20 protein-coding genes are annotated in these 19349 nt (G+C 66.4%); 10 read left to right on the plus strand and 10 right to left on the minus strand.

Annotation, left to right across the window (positions count from 1 at the left end; genetic code table 11):
* On the plus strand, positions 1–201 hold a 201-nt coding region (locus U1E69_RS22180), incomplete at its 5' end, for an MmcQ/YjbR family DNA-binding protein (RefSeq protein ID WP_416200321.1).
* 7 nt (positions 202–208) lie between these two features.
* Here U1E69_RS22180 and U1E69_RS22185 read toward each other — a convergent pair.
* On the minus strand, positions 209–829 hold the full coding sequence (locus U1E69_RS22185) for a DUF6778 family protein (protein WP_322246670.1): 621 nt from the start codon (positions 827–829) through the stop codon (positions 209–211).
* Positions 830–983: 154 nt separating this feature from the next.
* On the opposite strand from U1E69_RS22185, the gene U1E69_RS22190 reads away from it, so the two are divergent.
* On the plus strand, positions 984–2366 hold the full coding sequence (locus U1E69_RS22190; RefSeq protein ID WP_322246671.1) for a pyridoxal phosphate-dependent decarboxylase family protein: 1383 nt from the start codon (positions 984–986) through the stop codon (positions 2364–2366).
* Positions 2366–3259: a TPM domain-containing protein gene (locus U1E69_RS22195; protein WP_322246672.1), complete on the plus strand. Its 894-nt coding sequence runs from the start codon at positions 2366–2368 to the stop codon at positions 3257–3259. The genes U1E69_RS22190 and U1E69_RS22195 overlap by 1 nt, the downstream gene beginning before the upstream one ends.
* A gap of 135 nt (positions 3260–3394) precedes the next feature.
* Here the strand turns inward: U1E69_RS22195 and U1E69_RS22200 are convergent, their stop codons facing one another.
* Complete coding sequence (locus tag U1E69_RS22200) at positions 3395–3988, minus strand: outer membrane protein (RefSeq protein ID WP_322246673.1); 594 nt, start codon at positions 3986–3988, stop codon at positions 3395–3397.
* Positions 3989–4185: 197 nt separating this feature from the next.
* On the minus strand, positions 4186–5994 hold the full coding sequence (locus U1E69_RS22205; protein WP_322246674.1) for an ABC-F family ATP-binding cassette domain-containing protein: 1809 nt from the start codon (positions 5992–5994) through the stop codon (positions 4186–4188).
* Positions 5995–6076: 82 nt separating this feature from the next.
* Between U1E69_RS22205 and U1E69_RS22210 the strand changes: the two genes are divergently transcribed.
* From U1E69_RS22210 to U1E69_RS22240, 7 genes are all read left to right on the plus strand, one after another.
* On the plus strand, positions 6077–7234 hold the full coding sequence (locus U1E69_RS22210; protein ID WP_322246675.1) for a CoA transferase: 1158 nt from the start codon (positions 6077–6079) through the stop codon (positions 7232–7234).
* A 186-nt stretch (positions 7235–7420) separates the two neighbouring features.
* Complete coding sequence (locus U1E69_RS22215; RefSeq protein ID WP_322246676.1) at positions 7421–7711, plus strand: hypothetical protein; 291 nt, start codon at positions 7421–7423, stop codon at positions 7709–7711.
* Positions 7712–7775: 64 nt separating this feature from the next.
* A complete protein-coding gene (locus tag U1E69_RS22220) occupies positions 7776–8198 on the plus strand; it encodes a cupin domain-containing protein (RefSeq protein ID WP_322246677.1) in 423 nt (140 codons plus the stop codon).
* Positions 8199–8203: 5 nt separating this feature from the next.
* On the plus strand, positions 8204–10243 hold the full coding sequence (locus tag U1E69_RS22225; protein ID WP_322246678.1) for an ASKHA domain-containing protein: 2040 nt from the start codon (positions 8204–8206) through the stop codon (positions 10241–10243).
* A gap of 53 nt (positions 10244–10296) precedes the next feature.
* Positions 10297–10830, plus strand: coding sequence for a sigma-70 family RNA polymerase sigma factor (locus tag U1E69_RS22230; protein WP_322246679.1), 534 nt, complete (start codon positions 10297–10299; stop codon positions 10828–10830).
* A complete protein-coding gene (locus U1E69_RS22235; protein ID WP_322246680.1) occupies positions 10827–11483 on the plus strand; it encodes an anti-sigma factor domain-containing protein in 657 nt (218 codons plus the stop codon). Before U1E69_RS22230 ends, U1E69_RS22235 begins: the two co-directional genes overlap by 4 nt.
* Before the next feature lie 107 nt (positions 11484–11590).
* Entirely contained in the window at positions 11591–12136 is a 546-nt protein-coding gene (locus U1E69_RS22240; RefSeq protein WP_322246681.1) for a fasciclin domain-containing protein, read from the plus strand.
* Between the two features lie 172 nt (positions 12137–12308).
* Here the strand turns inward: U1E69_RS22240 and U1E69_RS22245 are convergent, their stop codons facing one another.
* From U1E69_RS22245 to U1E69_RS22275, 7 genes are all read right to left on the minus strand, one after another.
* Positions 12309–13163 carry a DUF4167 domain-containing protein gene (locus tag U1E69_RS22245; RefSeq protein ID WP_322246682.1) on the minus strand — a complete coding sequence of 285 codons (855 nt, stop codon included), beginning with the start codon at positions 13161–13163 and terminating at the stop codon, positions 12309–12311.
* A gap of 181 nt (positions 13164–13344) precedes the next feature.
* The gene (prmC, locus tag U1E69_RS22250; protein WP_322246683.1) at positions 13345–14199 is read right to left on the minus strand and encodes a peptide chain release factor N(5)-glutamine methyltransferase; all 855 of its coding nucleotides are present in this window, start codon (positions 14197–14199) and stop codon (positions 13345–13347) included.
* The gene (prfA, locus tag U1E69_RS22255; protein ID WP_322246684.1) at positions 14196–15251 is read right to left on the minus strand and encodes a peptide chain release factor 1; all 1056 of its coding nucleotides are present in this window, start codon (positions 15249–15251) and stop codon (positions 14196–14198) included. Before prfA ends, prmC begins: the two co-directional genes overlap by 4 nt.
* Positions 15252–15290: 39 nt before the next feature.
* Positions 15291–16172 (minus strand): hypothetical protein, encoded by an 882-nt coding sequence (locus tag U1E69_RS22260; protein ID WP_322246685.1) that lies wholly within the window; start codon positions 16170–16172, stop codon positions 15291–15293.
* 89 nt (positions 16173–16261) lie between these two features.
* Positions 16262–16711 carry a DUF1499 domain-containing protein gene (locus U1E69_RS22265; protein ID WP_322246686.1) on the minus strand — a complete coding sequence of 150 codons (450 nt, stop codon included), beginning with the start codon at positions 16709–16711 and terminating at the stop codon, positions 16262–16264.
* Between the two features lie 11 nt (positions 16712–16722).
* On the minus strand, positions 16723–17688 hold the full coding sequence (speB, locus tag U1E69_RS22270) for an agmatinase (RefSeq protein ID WP_322246687.1): 966 nt from the start codon (positions 17686–17688) through the stop codon (positions 16723–16725).
* Positions 17689–17853: 165 nt separating this feature from the next.
* Positions 17854–19260 carry an aminotransferase gene (locus U1E69_RS22275; RefSeq protein WP_322246688.1) on the minus strand — a complete coding sequence of 469 codons (1407 nt, stop codon included), beginning with the start codon at positions 19258–19260 and terminating at the stop codon, positions 17854–17856.
* Positions 19261–19349 lie beyond the last annotated feature (89 nt).

Genomic DNA, 19349 nt, shown 5'->3' on the forward strand with positions numbered 1-19349 from the left:
TCCGTCAAGACCGACCATGTGGAAACGGCGCGGCTTCTGATCGAGACGGGACGCGCGATCCGCGCGCCATACCTGCACGCGTCCTGGGTGCGCATCCCGTTCTGTCAGGTGCCGGATGACGAGCTACGCGAGCGGATCGCGACTTCTTATGCGCTGATCCGGGCGGGCCTGCCCAGGAAGGTGCAGGCCGCGCTGGGGTAGCGCAAGCTTAGTTGCCCTGACGGCTGAAGCTGCCGCGCACGTCGGGGCCAAGGCCCAACCAGCCGGCCACGGTCTTGGCGACATGGGCGGTGATCATCGACTTCTGGCTTTGCCCCTTGCGCCGCAGCTCGCGCATCGTCTTGCCCGAGGGGGCGGGAAGTTCGGCCCGGATCTGGGTTGCAGGCACCAGAACCTCACCCGTGCGGGCATCGATGACCTGGGCGGTGAACTTGATGTTGTGGACACCGGCATTCTCGAACCGCTGCTCGGCCTCGAACGTCAGGGCGTGGAACCGGGTCACGGTCACCGCGATGATGACCGGCCGCGCGCCGGACAGGCCCCGCGCGCCGCGCAGCACCGCCGCCTCGATGATCTTGCCGACCTGGTCATAGCGGTCACCCAGCGGGTCTTCGCGCCAGACGATATCGGCTGTGGGCAGGTAGGTCTTGGCTTCAGAGACCTTCAGGGTCCGGGGAACGGTGACCTGCACTTCGGCCAGGCGCCAGTTGGAAGCCAGCACGGGTGGGACCGGGGTGTATTCGGTCCGAAAGCTGCTGCCCGGCCCGACGCAGGCCGACAGAAGCAGGCTGGAAAAGCCCAGAAGGGCGGCGCGGCGGGACAGGGACATGGGACCTCACGAAGCCTTGGCGTGGGAATGCTACGGCCATGACCTTAACCAATCGTGATGGCCGGAAAAAGGAGCTTGCGTGTCGGCATGAGGGTGGAACCTTGCCCAAGTTCGGACGACATGCTTTCAGGGCGCAGCAACTGGGGGGCTGAAGATGGACCACGAAGGCTTGCGGCACTGGTCGAAGCGGGCGGCGGACTGGGCGGCGGACTACCACGCGGGTCTGCGCGACCGACCGGTGCGCGCCCCCCTGGTGCCTGGCGCCATCGCGCGGCAGCTGGACCCTGCCCCGCCCGAGGCAGCCGAACCGATGGAGGCAATCTGGGCCGACTTCGAACAGATCGTGCCGGGGGGCATGACCCACTGGCAGCACCCGCGCTTCTTTGCCTATTTCCCGGCCAACGCGGCCCCGGCGTCGATGCTGGCCGAACAGCTGGCCAACGCGATGGCCTGCAACGCCTTGATCTGGCAGACATCTCCGGCCGCCACGGAGATCGAGCAGGTGATGGTCGATTGGCTGCGCCAGGCGGTCGGTCTGCCTGAAGGCTTTGTCGGGACGATCCACGATTCGGCGACGAACGCAACCTTGTCGGCCGTGCTGACAATGCGCGAGAAAGCACTGGGCTGGCGCGGGCTGGAGGATGGGCTGTCGGGCGCACCGGTCTTGCGCTTCTATGCCAGCGCCGAAACGCATTCCTCGGTCGACAAGGCGATCCGGGTGGCGGGGATCGGGCAGCGCAACCTGGTCAAGGTATCGACCGATGCGGACCGGGCGATGACCGGGGCGGCGCTGCGGGCGGCGATTGTGGCGGACCGGGCGGCGGGTCTGGTCCCGGCGGGTGTGATCCTCTGTGCGGGCGGCACCAGTGTCGGGGCCTTCGACCGGATCGGCGAGTGCATCTGTGCCGCACAAGCGGAGGGCGTGCCGGTCCATGTCGATGCGGCCTGGGCGGGATCGGCGATGATCTGCCCCGAGTTCCGGGATCTCTGGGCCGGGATCGAGGGCGCTGATTCGGTGGTCTTCAACCCGCACAAGTGGCTTGGCGCGCAGTTCGACTGTTCGGTCCAGCTCTTGCGTGACCCCGGCGCGCAGGTCCGGACCCTGGGCCTGCGACCAACCTACCTGGAGACAGCGGGGCGCGAAGAGATCGTCAATTTCAACGAATGGACCGTCCCCCTTGGCCGCCGGTTCCGGGCGCTGAAGCTGTGGTTTGTCCTGCGCGCCTATGGGCTGGAGGGGTTGCGGGCGCGGATTCGGGACCATGTCGCCTGGGCACAGATGGCGCGGGACCAGTTGGCAGCCCTGCCGGGCGTGCAGATCGTGACCGAGCCGCGGTTGTCGCTCTTCAGCTTTGCCCTGGCGACGGACGAAAAGACCGAGGCCCTTCTGCAGCGGATCAACGACGATGGCCGGATCTACCTGACCCAGACCCGCGTCGACGGGCGCTTTGCGATCCGGGTGCAGGTCGGATCATTTGACTGCCGCCAAGAAGATGTCACGCTTATCGCAAAGACAGTTCAAGAAATGCTTGCATGATGTTCCTCCGTTCTCTTGCGATTGCCCTGGTGTTTGCCTCTCCCGTTCTGGCGCAGGACCTGCCCCAGCCGCAAAGCGATACCGTTTCCGACTTCGCCGACGTGCTTGACGCCACGGCCGAGGGGCGCATCTCGCGCCTTCTGGTCGAAATGCGCGATGCGACGGGGGTGCAGATGGTCGTCGTGACCGTCCCCGGCATCGCGGCCCAAGGCGGCGCGGGACAGCGGATGGAGGACTACGGCAAGGCGCTCTTCAACGCATGGGGTGTGGGCGGGGCCGAGCGCAACGACGGCATCATGCTGCTTCTGGACACGCAAGCGCGCGAGGCGCGGATTGCCCTCGGCGCAGGCTACGACCCGGTCTATGACGGACGCGCCGCGCGGGTGCTGTCGACGGCTGTCCTGCCCCCCTTGCGCGCGGGAAATTATGCCGAAGGCATCGAAGCCGGCGTCGTCTCGGCGCGCGAACGGCTGATCGCGCCGTTTCTGGCCGGCATCCCGGTCTCGGTCACCGACGGTTTCGAAAGCCCGGGCACGGGGTCGGATTCTCTGACCGGACTGCTGGGAGCAGGCGCCGTTGCGGCCCTTGGTGCCTTCGCGATCTGGCGCAACCGGCGCAAGCGGCGGACCTGTCCGAACTGCGGAGCACTGACGCTGGACCGCTCCAACGAGGTGATCCAGCCACCAAGCCGCAGCGATGCGGGCGTCGGCATGCAGCACCTGACCTGTTCAAGTTGCGGGTTCAACGACCACAAGTCCTACCCGGTGTCCTGGTCCAGCCGGGAAGGTCGGCAAAGCCGTGGACTGTCCAGCCGGGGCGGCGGCAGTTCATCGGGGGGCAGCGGCTTTGGCGGCGGACGCTCGTCGGGCGGTGGCGCAAGCGGGAAGTGGTAGGGACTTCAGGACCTGCCATGATTTTCTCATGTCACTGACCGCGTCCTGGAATGCAATCAGGGCGAGAAACGCAATTTTTGCGCTCCTCGCCCTGAAAGAAGGGATCGGCACGGCGGAAAGCCGTGCCGACAAAGATTAGAAGCGAAGCGCGACTTTGGCCTTCAGGGTCGTCGCGTCAAGATCGATGCCGGTGGCATCAAAGTCGTCGAAGTTGTGCTCCAGGACTTCGCCACCGACGGTCCAACGCTCGTTCACGGCATAGTCGAAGCCGATACCGTAGACGAGGCCGCTGTCGCTGAGGTCAACACCGCCGACCGTTGCGTCGGCCTGGGCCACACCCAGCGCGCCGTAGACCAGGCTGTTGCCGATCTCGCGACCCGCAGTCAGCTTGAGCGCCATGACGTCGTCCAGCGAGCCGGTCGTGCCAAGATCGATGTCGGTCTTGTCATAGGTCAGCTCGGTGCCGGCAACCCAGTTGCCAAGGTCCCAGCGGTAGCCCGCATGGACGCCGCCAAGCCAGCCGTAGCCTTCCAGCGCACCGGTGCTGGAATCGACATCGCCGTAGCCCAGCTGCGCACCGACATAGCCACCGGTCCAGTCCAGGCCCGGCGCGACGTAGGCTTCAGCCACCGGAGCGATCATCGGCTCTTCGGCAACGGCAACCGGTCCACCGGCAAAGGCGGGGGCGGTCAGGGCAACGGTCGTAAAGAATGCTGCGATAGTTTTCATTTTCTGTCTCCTTGTTCTGGCCGACCTCAACCCCAGACGGATCGGAACGGTTCCGGTCGGCTCGGAACAGGGAATGGGGATGTTGCTGCAAAAGCACAATGGGCGCTCACGCCAGCTTGAAGGGCTGTGTTCTCACCCGGCGGCGAACAGCCGAGGAACCGGCGGGGTTTCGGCCATCGCCCGCCGCTTCCGAAAGGTCAGACGCGATCGGCCAGATCCAGCCATTCGGTTTCCGCCGTCTCAAGCGCGGACTGGCGGTCGGCAAGCGCCTCGGTCGCCTTGCGGAATTTCACCGGCTCGCGGCTGAAAAGCTCGGGGTCGGCAAGAAGGTCAGTCAGCTTGGCGATCTCGGCCTCAAGCCGCGAGATGACGCCCGGCAGATCGTCCAGCCGCTTCCGTTCGGTAAAGGACAAGCTGCTGGCGCGAGGTGCCTCGACAGGCTTCGGCGCGGCGGCACTGGAAGCCTTTCCGCCCGATTTCACAGTGTCTTCCGTGCGTTGCGGCCGCTGGTTGGCGTAATCCGTCCAGCCGCCGGGGTAGACCGTCGCCCTGCCCTCGCCCTCCATCGCGACGGTCGCGGTCGCGATGCGGTCGATGAAATCGCGGTCATGGCTGACCAGAAGCACGGTGCCATCGTAGTCGCTGAGGATATCCTGCAGGAGGTCCAGGGTTTCGACGTCCAGATCGTTGGTCGGTTCGTCGAGGATCAGAAGGTTCGAGGGCTGCGCCATCAGCTTGGCCAAGAGAAGCCGCGCGCGTTCGCCGCCCGACAGGCTGCGGACGGGGGCCCGGGCTTGGGCTTCCTGGAAAAGGAAGTCCTTGAGATACGCCACCACGTGCTTTGGCGTGCCGCGCACCATCACCTGGTCCGACGAGCCCGAGACCCGCATCAGCGGATCGACCGTCAGGTTGTCCCAAAGGCTTGCTTCCAGATCCAGCCGGGTGCGGGTCTGGTCGAAGACGGCGATTTCCAGGTTGGTGCCCAGCGTGACCTTGCCGGCATCCGGTTGAAGTTCGCCCGTCAACATCTTGAGCAGCGTGGTCTTTCCCACACCGTTCGGCCCCACGAAGGCCACCCGGTCGCCGCGCAGGACGCGAATCGAGAAATCCTTGACGATCAGCTTGTCGCCGTAAGTCTTGGTCAGCCCCTCGGCCTCGATCACCTTCTTGCCCGAGGTCGGGCCGGATTCCAGTGCAAAGGCCGCTGTCCCCTGCCGCCGGATCTGCGCCGCCCTGTCGGCCCGCAGCGCCTGCAGCGCCCGGACCCGGCCCATGTTCCGCTTGCGCCGCGCGCTGATGCCTTCGACGGCCCATTTCGCTTCGTGCTTGATCTTGCGGTCCAGCTTGTGGCGCGCCTCGTCCTCTTCGGCCCAGACGGTTTCGCGCCAGTCCTCGAAGCCTTCGAACCCGGCCTCGCGGCGGCGCACCTCGCCCCGGTCGATCCAGAGCGTGGTCTTCGACAGCGCGCGCAGGAAGGCGCGGTCGTGAGAGATCAGGACAAAGGCGGTGCGGGTGGTCGACAGCTCGGCCTCCAGCCACTCGATCGCGTGGATGTCGAGGTGGTTGGTCGGTTCGTCCAGAAGCATCAGTTCCGGCGCTTCGGCCAGAAGCTTGGCCAGCGCGGCACGGCGGCGCTCGCCACCGCTGGCGGTGGCAACCGGGGTCTCGGGGTTGAACTTCAGCCCCTCGGCCACCACGGCAAGGCGGTAGTCCATCCCATCCGACAGGGCAGAGGCGGCAAAATCGCCCAGCGTGGCAAAGCGCGACAGGTCCGGCTCCTGCTCCATGTAACCCACGGTCACGCCGGGAGCCACGGTGCGGTTGCCGCGGTCCGGCTCGACCAGACCCGCCATAACCTTCATCAGGGTGGACTTGCCCGACCCGTTGCGGCCGACCAGTGCCACGCGGTCGCCGGGCTGGACGGTCAGCGAGAGGTCGTCGAAGACCGGATTGCCGCCGAAGGTCAGCGAGATGCCGGAAAGCTGAAGAAGGGGTGCGCGTGCCATGGCCGCGAGGTAGAGGGGGATTTGACCGGCGTCAACGTCTGGTCACGATCCGCGTGGCAGGATCGGGCAAATGGAGAGACGCATGGCACCCGCAACGAAGCCTCTGGACGGTATCCTGATCCTTGACCTGACGCATGTGCTGGCGGGTCCTTTCTGCACGCAGGGTCTGCAAGCCCTGGGTGCGCGGGTAATCAAGGTCGAACGGCCGGGCACGGGTGACGACACCCGGGCTTTTCCGCCGTTCGTGCAGGGCGAAAGCGCCTATTTCGCCACGCTGAACGCAGGCAAGCAGTCCATCGCGCTGGACCTGAAGGCCGATGCGGACCGGGCGATCCTTGAACGGCTGGTGGCCCGGGCCGATGTCCTGGTGGAAAACTACCGTCCCGGCGTGATGGAGAGGCTGGGCTATGGCTGGGAGGCGCTGCATGTCCGCCATCCCCGTCTGATCTATGCCGCCGTCTCGGGCTTTGGGCAGACCGGGCCGGACGCGATGAAGCCGGCCTACGACATGGTGGTGCAGGCCCGTGGCGGGGTGATGTCGATCACCGGAGAAAGCGGTGGTCCTCCGGTTCGGGTCGGGGCCAGCATCGGCGACATCGTCGCGGGGATGTATCTTGCGCAAGGCATCCTGGCGGCGCTGTTTCAGCGCGACAGGACCGGCGAGGGTGCCTTTGTTGACGTCGCCATGCTGGACAGCCAGCTGGCCATTCAGGAACACGCCGTCGCCATCGCCTCGGCCACAGGGGTTGCGCCCGGGCCGACGGGCGCGCGGCATCCCACGATCACCCCCTTCGCGACCTTTCGCGCCGCCGACGGCTTTGTGGTGATCGCGGCCGGGAACGATGCGATGTTCACCAAGCTTTGCGCTGTGTTGGGCCTGACCATCGTCGCTGATCCGCGCTTTGCCACCAACGCCGCGCGCTGCCAAAACCACGCTTTGCTGAAGCGGCTGATCGAGACGGTGACCCTGGGCCAGCCTGTCGCGCATTGGCTTGCGGTGCTGGACGCCGCAGGCCTGCCGACGGCGCGCGTGCAGGACATGGTCGAGGTGCTGGCCGATCCCCAGATCCGGGCGCGCAACATGGTGCTGCCCGTGACGCCGCAGCCGGGAGGCCCGGCCTTCACCGCCACCGGCAACCCGATCAAGATGTCCACCCTGCCCGAAGTCACCGCCCTGCCCCCGGCGCCAAGACTGGACGGGGACCGGGCGGCGATCCTGGCCTGGCTTGAAGAGGGTTGAATCAGGGCCATCGTCCGCCCCCGTTGCTGGCGGTTTTCAAACGGAGCGGCTTGCGCCGCACATCTTTTGTCTCGCGGTTTTGCGTGAAGGACGCAAACCCGCTCGGGTGCCTCCGGCGGGGATATTTGGGCAAATGTGAAAGCATTTTGCGCTGCGCAATCGGAGTGTCATGCAGCGCCCTTGCGTTTGAGCAGTCTTGACCCGGCGACGATCCTGGCAACGGCAGAAGGTCTGGAACGCCGGGTGGTCGAGCGTTCTGCTGACCGGGGTCTGGCCCAGGTGGCAATCGAGGCTGTGACCCTGGACCACGGTTTCCGCGCCAAGTCGAGGCGCTGCAGCCTTCGCTTTGGTGGCTGCGGGTGCGGCGGTGTTTCTGTGGGTGATCCCGATCCTGCCCTGAGCCAGGTCGCGCACAATAGCTGGGAGAAGATAAGCCTGATCGATGACACTCCTCCCGCCAGAGGCAAGACGCGGTGACGGAATGGCGCTGTCACGTGCCGTATTCCAGCATTGCTGTCCGGGCCAGCCGCATTAGAACCGCATGAGCATGACGCACACGGCTGCCCTTCGCATAGACGCGCAGGATTGCGCCCCCGCCCGCTGGGAGGACCCGGCGCGCGGCACCTTGGCATGGCGGACGCTGATTTCGGGCGAGGTGACACCGACCGAGGCTTTGGTATGCGGCATTGCCGAGATGCGGGCCGGTGAAACCTTTGCGCTTCATCGCCATGCCGAGCCTGAGGTCTATTTCGGGATCGAAGGCGAAGGCGACGTGCTGATCGACGGTGTTGCGCACCGCCTGGCACCCGGGGTCGCCCTTTACATCCCCGGAATGGCCGAGCATGGCGTGCCACGGGCCACTCAGACCCTGCGATGGTTCTACGCCTTCGCCCGCGACCGCTTTGACCAGATCCAGTACCACTTTACCCATGAAGACCCCGCTGCGGGGCAAAGGCAGGAATGACAGCCGTGTCCGATCAAGATGCTCTTGTGATCTTCACCCCCTCGGGCAAGCGCGGCCGATTTGCGCTTGGCACTCCGGTCCTGACCGCCGCGCGGCAGTTGGGGGTGGACCTTGATTCGGTCTGCGGCGGGCGCGGGATTTGTTCCAAGTGCCAGATCACTCCGGGATATGGCGAGTTCTCCAAGCACGGGGTCACGGTCGAGCCGGACGCCTTGTCCGAATGGAACGCCGTCGAGGATCGCTACAAGCGCATCCGGGGGCTGATCGACGGGCGGCGGCTGGGGTGCCAGGCCAAGGTGATGGGTGACGTCGTGATCGACGTGCCGCCCGAATCCCAGGTCCACAAGCAGGTGGTCCGCAAGCGCGTCGAGGCGCGGGAAATCCGCATGGACCCGTCCGTCCATCTGCATTTCGTCGAAGTGGCCGAGCCGGACATGCACGACCCCTCGGGCGATCTGGAACGGCTGTCGGACGCCTTGCGCGACCAGTGGGGGTTCAAGGGCGTCACCATCGACCTACCGATCCTGACCACGTTGCAGCCGATCCTTCGCAAGGGGGAATGGAAGGTCACCGTGGCCCTGCATCAGGTGTCGGATGCGGACACGCCCCGCATCATGCAGGTCTGGCCGGGGCTTTACGAAGGCTCGATCTACGGTGTGGCGGTGGACCTTGGGTCGACCACCATCGCCGGGCATCTGTGCGACCTGCGGACGGGAGAGGTCGTGGCGTCGTCGGGCCTGATGAACCCGCAGATCCGCTTTGGCGAAGACCTGATGAGCCGGGTCAGCTATTCGATGATGAACCCCCAGGGCGCGGCCGAGATGACTGCCGCCGTGCGCCAGGCGATGAACACCCTCTTCGGCCAGCTTTGCGAGGAGGCCAAGGTCGACCGCGCGCTGATCATGGACTCGGTCTTCGTCTGCAACCCGGTCATGCACCACCTTTTCCTGGGGATCGACCCTTACGAACTGGGCCAGGCCCCCTTCGCGCTGGCGACGTCCAACGCTTTGCGGCTGACCGCCCGCGATCTGGACCTGCAGATGCACCCCGCCGCGCGGGTCTATCTTCTGCCCTGCATCGCCGGGCATGTCGGCGCGGATGCCGCCGCCGTGGCGCTGTCGGAAAACCCTGACAAGTCCGAAGACCTGATGCTGGTCGTCGACGTCGGAACCAACGCCGAAATCCTGCTGGGCAATACCACCAAGGTCCTTGCCTGTTCCTCGCCCACCGGCCCGGCTTTCGAGGGCGCGCAGATTTCCAGCGGCCAGCGCGCCGCGCCTGGGGCGATCGAACGGGTGGAGATCGACCCGGTGACGAAAGAGCCGCGCTTCAAGGTCATCGGCTCGGACCTCTGGTCCGACGATCCGGGCTTTGCGGCCGCGACGGCCACCACGGGTGTGACCGGCATCTGCGGCTCGGGCATCATCGAGATGGTGGCCGAGATGCGGCTGGCGGGCATCGTCGATGCGCAAGGGCTGATCGGGTCAAACGAGCAGACCGGATCGGACCGGCTGTTCCTGGACGGGCGGACCTATTCCTACCTTGTCCATGACGGCAGCGCGGAAGGCGGGCCGAAGATCACTGTCACCAACCGCGACATCCGGGAAATCCAGATGGCGAAGGCCGCGCTCTACTCGGGCGCGCGGCTCCTGATGGACAAGTTCGAGGTCGACACCGTGGACCGCATCATCCTGGCCGGGGCGTTCGGCGCGCACATCAGCCCCAAGCACGCGATGATCCTGGGCATGATCCCCGACGTGCCGCTGGCAAAGGTGACCTCCGCCGGGAACGCTGCCGGGACCGGCGCGCGGATCGCCCTTCTGAACCGCGCCGCACGGGCCGAGATCGAGGCCACCGTCCGCGACATCCACAAGATCGAGACCGCCATCGAACCCCGCTTCCAGGAGCATTTCGTCAACGCCTCGGCCATCCCCAACGCGGTCGAGGCTTTCCCGAACCTTCTGTCGGTGGTCACGCTTCCCGACGTGAACTTCAATACCAAGACCGGCGGGGATGACGGCGGGCGGCGGCGGCGGCGCGGATAAGTCCTTGCCGTGAAAGGCTTGCACCTCGGGCGAAAAACCTTAACGTCGCCGACATGGACGATCCTGTCGCCGATTTGATCACGAAATGCGCTGCTGCGGACCGCGAGGCCTTCCGCCAGCTCTATCGCGTGACGTCCGCGAAACTCATGGGTGTTCTCTTGCGTATGTTCAATGAACGCGCAGAGGCGGAGGATGCCTTGCAGGAAGTCTACACACGGGTTTGGCTGCGCGCCGGTCGCTATGATCCGGCCAAGGGCCGAGGCATGACCTGGCTGATCGCCATCGCACGCAACCTTGCCATTGACCGGCTGCGGGCGCGGCCCGAAGCCACGTCCGACGACGGATTGGACCTGGTGCAGGACAGCACGCCCCGCGCCGAGACACGGCTTGTCGCCCAGGGCGAGGCGCGGCGGATGGCCGACTGCTTTGCCACGCTGGACCCCGACAAGGCTGACGCGGTGAAGGGCGCCTATCTGAACGGCCTGTCCTATCTGGACCTTGCCGCGCGCCATGCGGTGCCCCTGAACACGATGCGCACCTGGCTTCGGCGCAGCCTTCTGAAACTGAAGGAGTGTCTCGAGCAATGACCGACGCACCCCTTACCCCCCGCGAGGCCGAGGACGCGCTGGCGGCCGAATATGTGCTGGGCGTCCTTGACGCCCCCGAACGCGCCGAGGTGGCAGCCCGGATCAAGCGCGATGCGGCCTTTGCGGCGCGCGTGACCGACTGGGAAATGCGCCTGGGCGGCCTCAACGACGGCTTTGCCGAGGCCCCAGCCCCGAACCTGCTGCCCAAGATCGAGGCGCGTTTGTTCCCAAGACCCGCCCCGGCCCGCCGCTTCGGGGTCTTCGGCTGGCTTGCTGGCGGTCTGGTCGCGGCCTCACTGGCCTTGGTCAGCATCACCATCCTGGCCCCGCCGCGGCCCGACCGGGTTGCGACGCTGGCCACTGCCGACAACCGGCTGGCGTATCAGGTCACCCATTTCGGTGGCAGCCTGCAAGTGACCCGCGTCGCCGGCGTTCCGGCTGTCGCGGGCCAGGTCCACGAACTTTGGGTCATCGCCCCCGGCGCAAGCCCGGTCTCGCTGGGCCTTCTGCAGGACCGGCCGCTGGTCGTCTCGTACCCGGTCCCGCCCGCAGGCTTTGTGCTTGCCGTCTCGATCGAGCCCGAGGGCGGCTCGCCCACCGGTGCGCCGACCGGCCCGGTGATCCTGACCGCCGAGATCGGCCAGGACGCCTGATCACGAAAACGCGAGCCGGTAGGGCGCGCGAAACTTCCGGCAGAAACGATCCGTTCCTTCAGGTGTGAGGTGGGAATGACCCCGCCCTAACCCGGAGGAACGACCCGATGAAATCCCTGAAACTTGGCCTTTCGATCCTTGCCCTGTCGACCGGCATGGCGCTGGCCGAAAACCCGATGGTCGGTGGCGCGGCCATGTTCGAAGACAAGAACATTGTCGAGAACGCCGTGAACTCGAAGGACCACACCACCCTTGTCGCCGCCGTTCAGGCTGCGGGCCTGGTCGAGACACTGCAGGGCGAAGGTCCCTTCACTGTCTTCGCGCCCACCAATGACGCCTTTGCCAAGCTGCCGGCTGGCACCGTCGAGACCCTGCTGAAGCCAGAGAACAAGGATCAGCTGACCAAGATCCTGACCTGCCATGTCGTTGCGGCGGACGCGATGTCGGATGCGATCATGAAGATGGTCGATGACGACAAGGGCGCCCACCCGGTCAAGACCGTCGGCGGCTGCGAGTTCACCGCGATGTACAAGGACGGCGTGGTGATGATCCAGGACGGCCAGGGCAACGTGGCCAACGTCACCATCGCCGACGTCAAGCAGTCGAACGGCGTGATCCACGTGATCGACACGGTCCTTCTGCCGGCCATGTGATCCTGCCATCGGGCTGCGGGATGGTCACTCATCCCGCGTGTCCGGTCCGGGGCCGGGGGCCAGGTCATGTCCCCTTCTTCCAGCTTTCGGCCCCGGTGGGTCTTCGGGCGCAAGTCCGGAGACCTTCTTTCGTTCGGAGCAAACGAAAAGGCCGCCCGAAGGCGGCCCGATCCTATTCTGCCGCTTCCTTCGGCGGCTCGCCGTCGGGCTTGTCGGCCTTGGGCTTGCGCGGTCCGCGCGCCCGGCGGGCAGGTCCCTCTTTCGGCGCGGCGTCGGCGGCTGGTGAGGCCACCTCCGGCTCGGTCCGCCGACCTGACGATTCGGGCGTCTCGATCAGCCCGCTGTCGTCGCTGCCATGCAGGTCGATCACGTCCGTCGCCAGAACAGGCTCTTCGGACGGCTGGCTGCGCTCGTCGCGGAAGTCGCGGTTGAAGTCCTGCCGACGTTCGCCCCGATCCTGACGCTCGCCCCGGTCCTGACGGTCCCTGTCCTGAACCTGGCGGTCCTGCCGGTCGCGGTCGGGCCGGTCGCCACGGTCGCGGTCACGCCGGTCCTGCTGGCCTTCGGGCCGATCACCGCGCGGCTGCTGGCCGCCCCCGTTCTGACCGCCCCCGTTCTGGCCGCCCCCGTTTTGGCCGCCATTCCCGTTGCCGTTCTGGCCGCCATAGTTCTGGCCGCCATTCCCGTTCTGCTGACCGCCCTGCTGGCCGGGCTGGCCACCGCCCTGTTGCCCGCCGCTTTGCTGGTACTGCTGCTGCCGCGCCTCCTGCTCGACCGCCATTTCCTTCATCGCCTCGGCCAGCATCCGCGTGTAGTGCTCGGCATGCTGCAGGAAATTCTCGGCCGCCACGCGGTCGTTGGACAACTGGGCATCGCGGGCGAGCATCTGGTACTTCTCGATGATCTGCTGCGGCGTGCCACGCACCTTGCCCTCGGGACCCGATGAGTCGAAGACGCGGTTGATGATGTTGCCGAGCGTGCGCGGGCGGTTCTGGCTGGAACGCGAGCGTTTCTTGGAGGAGCGCATCTGGTCCTTTTGATGGCTTTGGCCTGCGACCGCCGCCCCTCATAGGCAGCAAATTAGGGTCAGCAGGGCCTGGGCAGTGCGTCATCGGCAGGTGGGAACCCGCGGCTGACAAGGGTCAATAACCACAGGCTTTGCGACCTGACAAGGGATAATTGCGCAAATACCCTTGAATAGGCAGCGATCACGCAGCGCCGCAGCGATCTCCGCCGGGTTTCACGGCTGCGACCACGCGGTCGCGCCCGTCCATGTCGGGCAGGATGCGGATGTCTTCCAGCCCTGCCGCCCGGAACATGGCCGCCACCGCCTGCCCTTGCGTCGGGCCGATTTCGACCAGAAGGCGCCCGCCCGGCATCAGCCGTGACCCCGCCCCCTGCGCGATGGCGCGGTAGGCGTCCAGCCCGTCTCCGCCCGGCGTCAGGGCCAGGTCCGGTTCCCAGTCGCGCACTTCGGGCGCAAGCGAGGGCATCTCGGAGGCGGCGATGTAGGGCGGGTTCGACACGATCAGGTCGAAGGTCCCGGTCACGCTGGCAAACCAGTCGGACTTGCGAAACCGCGCCCGCGCCTCCAGCCCCAGATCGCGCGTGTTGCCCATTGCCACCTGCAGCGCAGGGTCCGAGATGTCGGTCCCAAGGCCCCGCGCCAGCGGCATGCCCTTGAGACAGGACAAAAGGATGCACCCCGTCCCCGTCCCCAGGTCCAGAAGCTTCAGGAACGGCTCCTTCAGCGCTTCGGCAACCAAGGTTTCCGTCTCGGGGCGCGGGTCCAGCGTGTCGCGGGTCACCCGGAACGATTGCCCCCAGAAGAGCCGCCGCCCGGTGATCTGCGCCACCGGCTGCCGCGCCAACCGGGCCTGCAGCGCGGCGTCGTACAGCGCCTCCTGCGGCTCGGTCATGTCGTCCTGCAGCTTCAGCGTCAGCCGGTCGTGGCCGATCCCAAGGGCATGGGCCAAAAGAACGCGGGCATCGCGCGCGCCATCCTCGATCCCGGCATCGCGCAGAAGCGGAACCGCCCGGCGCAGCGCGTCCTGAGCCTTCATCCCTCGATCTCCGCCAGCCGTTCGGCCTGGTCATGCGACACCAGCGCGTCGATCACCTCGGTCAGGTCGCCCGCCATGATCTGCCCCAGCGCGTAAAGCGTCAGGTTGATCCGGTGGTCGGTCATCCGGCCTTGCGGGAAGTTGTAGGTGCGGATGCGTTCGCTGCGATCGCCCGACCCGATCTGGGACTTCCGGTCCGCCGCGCGGGCCGAATGGATACGCTCGCGCTCGGCCTCATAAAGCCTGGAGCGCAACACCTGCATCGCGATCTCCTTGTTGCGGTGCTGCGACTTCTCGGACGAGGTCACCACGATCCCGGACGGGATATGGGTGATCCGCACCGCCGAGTCGGTGGTGTTGACGTGCTGCCCGCCCGCCCCGCTGGACCGCATGGTGTCGATCCGGATGTCACTGGCGGGAATGGAAATCTCGACCTCGTCTGCCTCGGGCAAGACCGCGACCGTCGCCGCCGACGTGTGGATGCGCCCCTGCGCCTCGGTCTCGGGCACGCGCTGCACGCGGTGGACGCCGGATTCGTACTTCATCCGGGCATAGACGCCCTCGCCCTCGATCAGGGCCGAGAATTCCTTGAGGCCCCCAAGCTCTCCCGCCTGTTCGCTGATGATCTCGAACCGCCAGCCCATCCGTTCGGCATAGCGCTGATACATCCGGGCCAGATCGCCTGCGAAGAGCGCCGCCTCGTCGCCCCCCGTGCCGGGCCGGATCTCGATGATCGCCGGGCGCGCATCCGCGGCGTCCTTTGGCAGAAGGGCCAGCCGCAAGGCCTGCTCCATGTCGGGGATGCGCGCCTTGAGGCGGGGCATCTCTTCCTCGGCCAGGGCCTTCATCTCGGGGTCGGCCAGCATTGCCTCGGCCTCGGCCAGATCGTCCAGCGACCGGCGATAGGCGCGGATCTGATCGACCACGGGTTTCAGGTCGGTGTATTCCTTGGAGATCTTCGCGATCTCGGCCGGGGCGGCCCCGGCATTGAGCTGAGCCTCGAGATACTCGAAGCGTTCGGTGATCTGGGCAAGCTTGTCCAACGGAACCATGCGCGGGGTGTGGCCCGGAACCCGGCAAGGGTCAAGGGTTCACTTCTGGTCCGGCGTCCCGGCATAGAGCTGAATGATCAGACGGCGCATCCCGCCCACGGCTCGGTCGGTCCAGAACAGCCGCCGCCCACGCCGATCGGCGATTTCGGCCCCGTCGGGCAGGCGGGCAAGATCGTCGCCCTTGAAGTTCACGCCCGGAAAAGTCACCGCGACCAGCCCGTCGCGCCGCCGCCGCACCCAGGGCAGACTTGCGCGCAGATGCACCAGCCAGTGCCAGGGCAGCATGTATTCGGCCGGGAACTTGACGACGTGTCGGTTGGAAATGGTCCGCACCTGCGCCTGCGCCACCCACGAGATGAACCGGTCATCTGCCCTGAGACTGCCCTTGTGGATGTCTGCCCCCGCCGCCACCACTTCGCGGAACCGCGCCGCGATGAACCCCGTCCTGCCCGGGTGATAGACCACGAATGACGAATTTCCCCGCGCCGCCGTCCGCCCCCCGGTCAACCGGCACAGCCCCCGCGACAGCGCGCCAAAAGGCAGAACCGAGGCTTGCAGCAGACCCACGGTCGCGGGCGTGCGCATCACGTCCAGCACCTGCGACAGGTCGCCGAAGACCAGGGTGTCAAGGTCGACATAGACCGCCACCAGATCGTCCGGCACCACGCCCGGTTCGAAAAGGCACAGCTTGGTGTGGCAACCGCCGCCGCGGAATTCCGGCGCCAGATACCAGGACGGGATGTCCCGAAGCTCAATGGTGGGGTCCAGCCCCTCACGCTGGCGGTCCGACAGCAGGATCACCCGCTGCAGCCCCCGGGAATTTGCCCGGATGGACCGCACCAGACGGTTGATGTCCCCGACGGGATAGCGGTCGCCCCAGGCGATCAGCACGCATTGCCAGGACGGATCAGGACCGCGCATGAAGGACACTCGACACCCTGGTCTGCAAGCTTTCGCGGCCTCTTCGCATGCAGCCCGACATCGCGCAAGGATTTCGCTGACCCGGGGTCTCAGCCCCCGGTCAACGACGCCTGCCAGCCTTTCAGCCGGGCCGCATTGACACCCATGTCGCTGCGTCCGAACCGCAGGCGGGAGAGGATGTACAATCCGTCCGGCCGCGCTTCGGCGGTGGTGTAATCGGGAAAGCCCCACAGCGCGCTGCGGGTGATCCAGGTGATCCGCCCCGCCTCGACACTGCCGGCCAGCCGCTGCGTGCGCGGGGTGGCCAGCGCGATGGCATCCAGCCGGGCCAGAAGCGCGTCCGGTGCGCCCACTGCCGTCGAGAGCCGCAACGAAGCGCCCCCTTCCATCGCCACGACCTCATCCCAGGGGCCGCCGTTGTCCCATGCCAAGACGCTGGGACTGACATCCCAGCGCCCGGGGTCCAAGGGCGCAAGGCGCACATAAGCGGCAAAGGCAAGCACCGCTGCAAGCAGTCCGCCCAACATCCAGACCGCCATGCGCCCTCTCCTCATCTTTGTGTCCGCGCCCAGTGATACAGGCAGATCAGCTCATAGGCCACATGCGCCCCGGCAATCGCCGTGGCCCCCGTGGTGGCATAGGGCGGCGAGACTTCGACGACATCGCCCCCGACCAGGTTGATCCCGGCCAGATCGCGCAGCATTGCAGCCGCCTGCCAACTGGCAAGGCCGCCCCAGACCGGAGTCCCCGTGCCCGGCGCAAAGGCCGGGTCCAGCGCGTCGATGTCGAAGGTCAGGTAGGTCGGCCGATCCCCGACGATGCCCTTCACCGTCTCGACCACCTTCGCCACGCCCCATTCATGCGCCTCACGCGCAGTGATGACCTGGACACCCAGGTAATCCTCGGTCGTGGTGCGGATGCCGATCTGGACGGACCTTGCGGGATCGACGTAGCCCTGCTTCACCGCCTTGTACATCATCGTGCCGTGGTCGATGCGGCCAAGATCGTCATCGGGCCAAAGGTCGGAATGGGCATCGAAGTGGATCACCCCAAGCGGCCCGAACTTCTCGGCATAGGCCTTCAGGATGGGGAAGGTGATGTAGTGGTCGCCCCCAAGCGTCACCGTGCCCGCCCCGGCTGCCAGGATCGTGCGGATATGCGCGGTCAGCGTCGCGGGAAAGTCCGAAACCTTGGCATAATCAAAGGCAAGATCGCCGTAGTCGATGATCGACATCTCCTCCAGGGGGTTGGTCGGCCAGCCGAATGGCGGGTCATAGGGTTGCAGGGTCGAGGCTTCCCGGATTGCGCGCGGCCCGAACCGCGTCCCGGCGCGGTGTGTCACGGCCTGATCGAAGGGCACGCCGGTGATCGCCAGATCAACCCCGGTCAGGTCTTTGGTGTAAGTCCGCCGTAGGAACGAGGTCGCCCCGCCGAAGGCGTTTTCAAAGGAATAGCCCCGGTTGGATTTCCGGGTGAACGCAGTGTCGACCTGCGTTTTCGCGTCTTCAAGTGCCATGATGGTCTCGGGTCTGTCGGCGCAGTCGTTCAGCGGAGACGCGCGGATCCGGTCGGCCAAGCAAACCCGCCCCATGCGCCCGAGTCAAGCAGACGATTTCCCCAAAGAAATCGTGGCGGAGCCTTCAAAGGCTCCGGTCCGGAGTTTTCGAAAACTCCGGGCGCCCTATCCGATCCGGTGCCCCTCGCGCACCAATTCGTCCGTGACCTGCCGGATCGCCTTTTCCAGCGTCTCGGTCACGAAATCCACCTGTCCCTCGGTGATCGTCAGCGGCGGGGACATCACGTTCAGATGCCCGATCGGCCGCACCATCAGGCCCATCGCCTCGGCGGCATCGCTGATGCGTTTGGACTCGTTCACCCCGTCTGGCAGCGGCTTCTTGGTCACCTTGTCGGCCACATTCTCCACGCAGACCATCAGCCGCCGACCCCGGACCTGACCGACCAGCGGCAATCCCTCAAGCCCCTGCAGCCGCTCGACAAAGTAGTCCCCGACCCGCGCAGCGTTTTCCAGCAGCCCCTCGCGCTCGATGATCTCGATCGACTTCAGTGCAGCCGCAGAGGCCACCGGATGCCCCGAATAGGTGAAGCCGGATGTGAACCACCGCTCACCTTTCGCGGCCATCCCTTCCCAGATCCGGTCGCTGAAGATCAAGGCCCCCAGCGGCAGATAGCCCGAGGTCAGCCCCTTGGCGCAGGTGATCATGTCCGGCACCACGCCGAACTCGGCCTCCGACGCGAACCAGTGCCCCAGGCGACCGAAGGCCGTCACCACCTCGTCGGCGATGAACAGGATGTCATGGCGCTGGCAAACCTCCCACATCCGGCGCAGATAGCCGGGCGGAGGCACGATCACCCCGCCACTGGCCTGGATCGGCTCGGCGATGAACCCACCGATCCGGTCCGCGCCCACCCGGTCGATCAACGCCTCGAACTCGGCCACCAGCGTATCGCAGAACGCAGCCTCGCTCATCCCCTCGGGGCGGCGATAGGGGTTCGGAGCGGTCAGATGGTGGATGCCGTCGTGCTTGTAGCGGAACTCCTCGACCCGGTCGCCGGGACGCTTGCCCACGGATTGCGACAGGTAGGTCGACCCGTGATAGGAATGATCCCGCGCCACGATGTCGGTCTTTTCGGGCCGTCCCATGCAGGTCTGCCAGTACCAGACCATCCGCACCGCCGTATCCACCGCCGTGGACCCCCCCGTGGTCAGATGCACCCGGTTCAGATCGCCGGGGGCCAGGGCGGCCAGCTTTGCCGACAGCAGCGCCGAGGGTTCGTTCGTCACATCGACAAAGCTGTTGGAGAACGCCAGCCGCTCCACCTGGTCCGCAATCGCCTGCGCCATCTCGCGGCGGCCAAGCCCCACGTTGGTGCACCACATGCCGCCCACCGCGTCCAGATATCGCCGCCCCTCGGTGTCCCAGAGGTAACAGCCCTCGCCCCGCGAGATCACCAGCGACCCGTCGCGCTCGAAGGGTCCAAAGTTCGTCCAGGGGTGCAAAGCATGGCTCCGGTCCATCTCCCAAATCGAGTTCGGGCTGGGCCGTGCCAGGGCCAGGGGGGCGGTCATGTCGGGTCTCCTTGGGTGAATGACACAAATGGATAACAACGCCAGACTAGCAGTTTGATCAAAGCCGGGCCAGCCCCCGCCTTGTTCCA

It is taken from the genome of Tabrizicola sp., from assembly GCF_034366665.1.
Taxonomy (GTDB): Bacteria; Pseudomonadota; Alphaproteobacteria; order Rhodobacterales; family Rhodobacteraceae; genus Tabrizicola.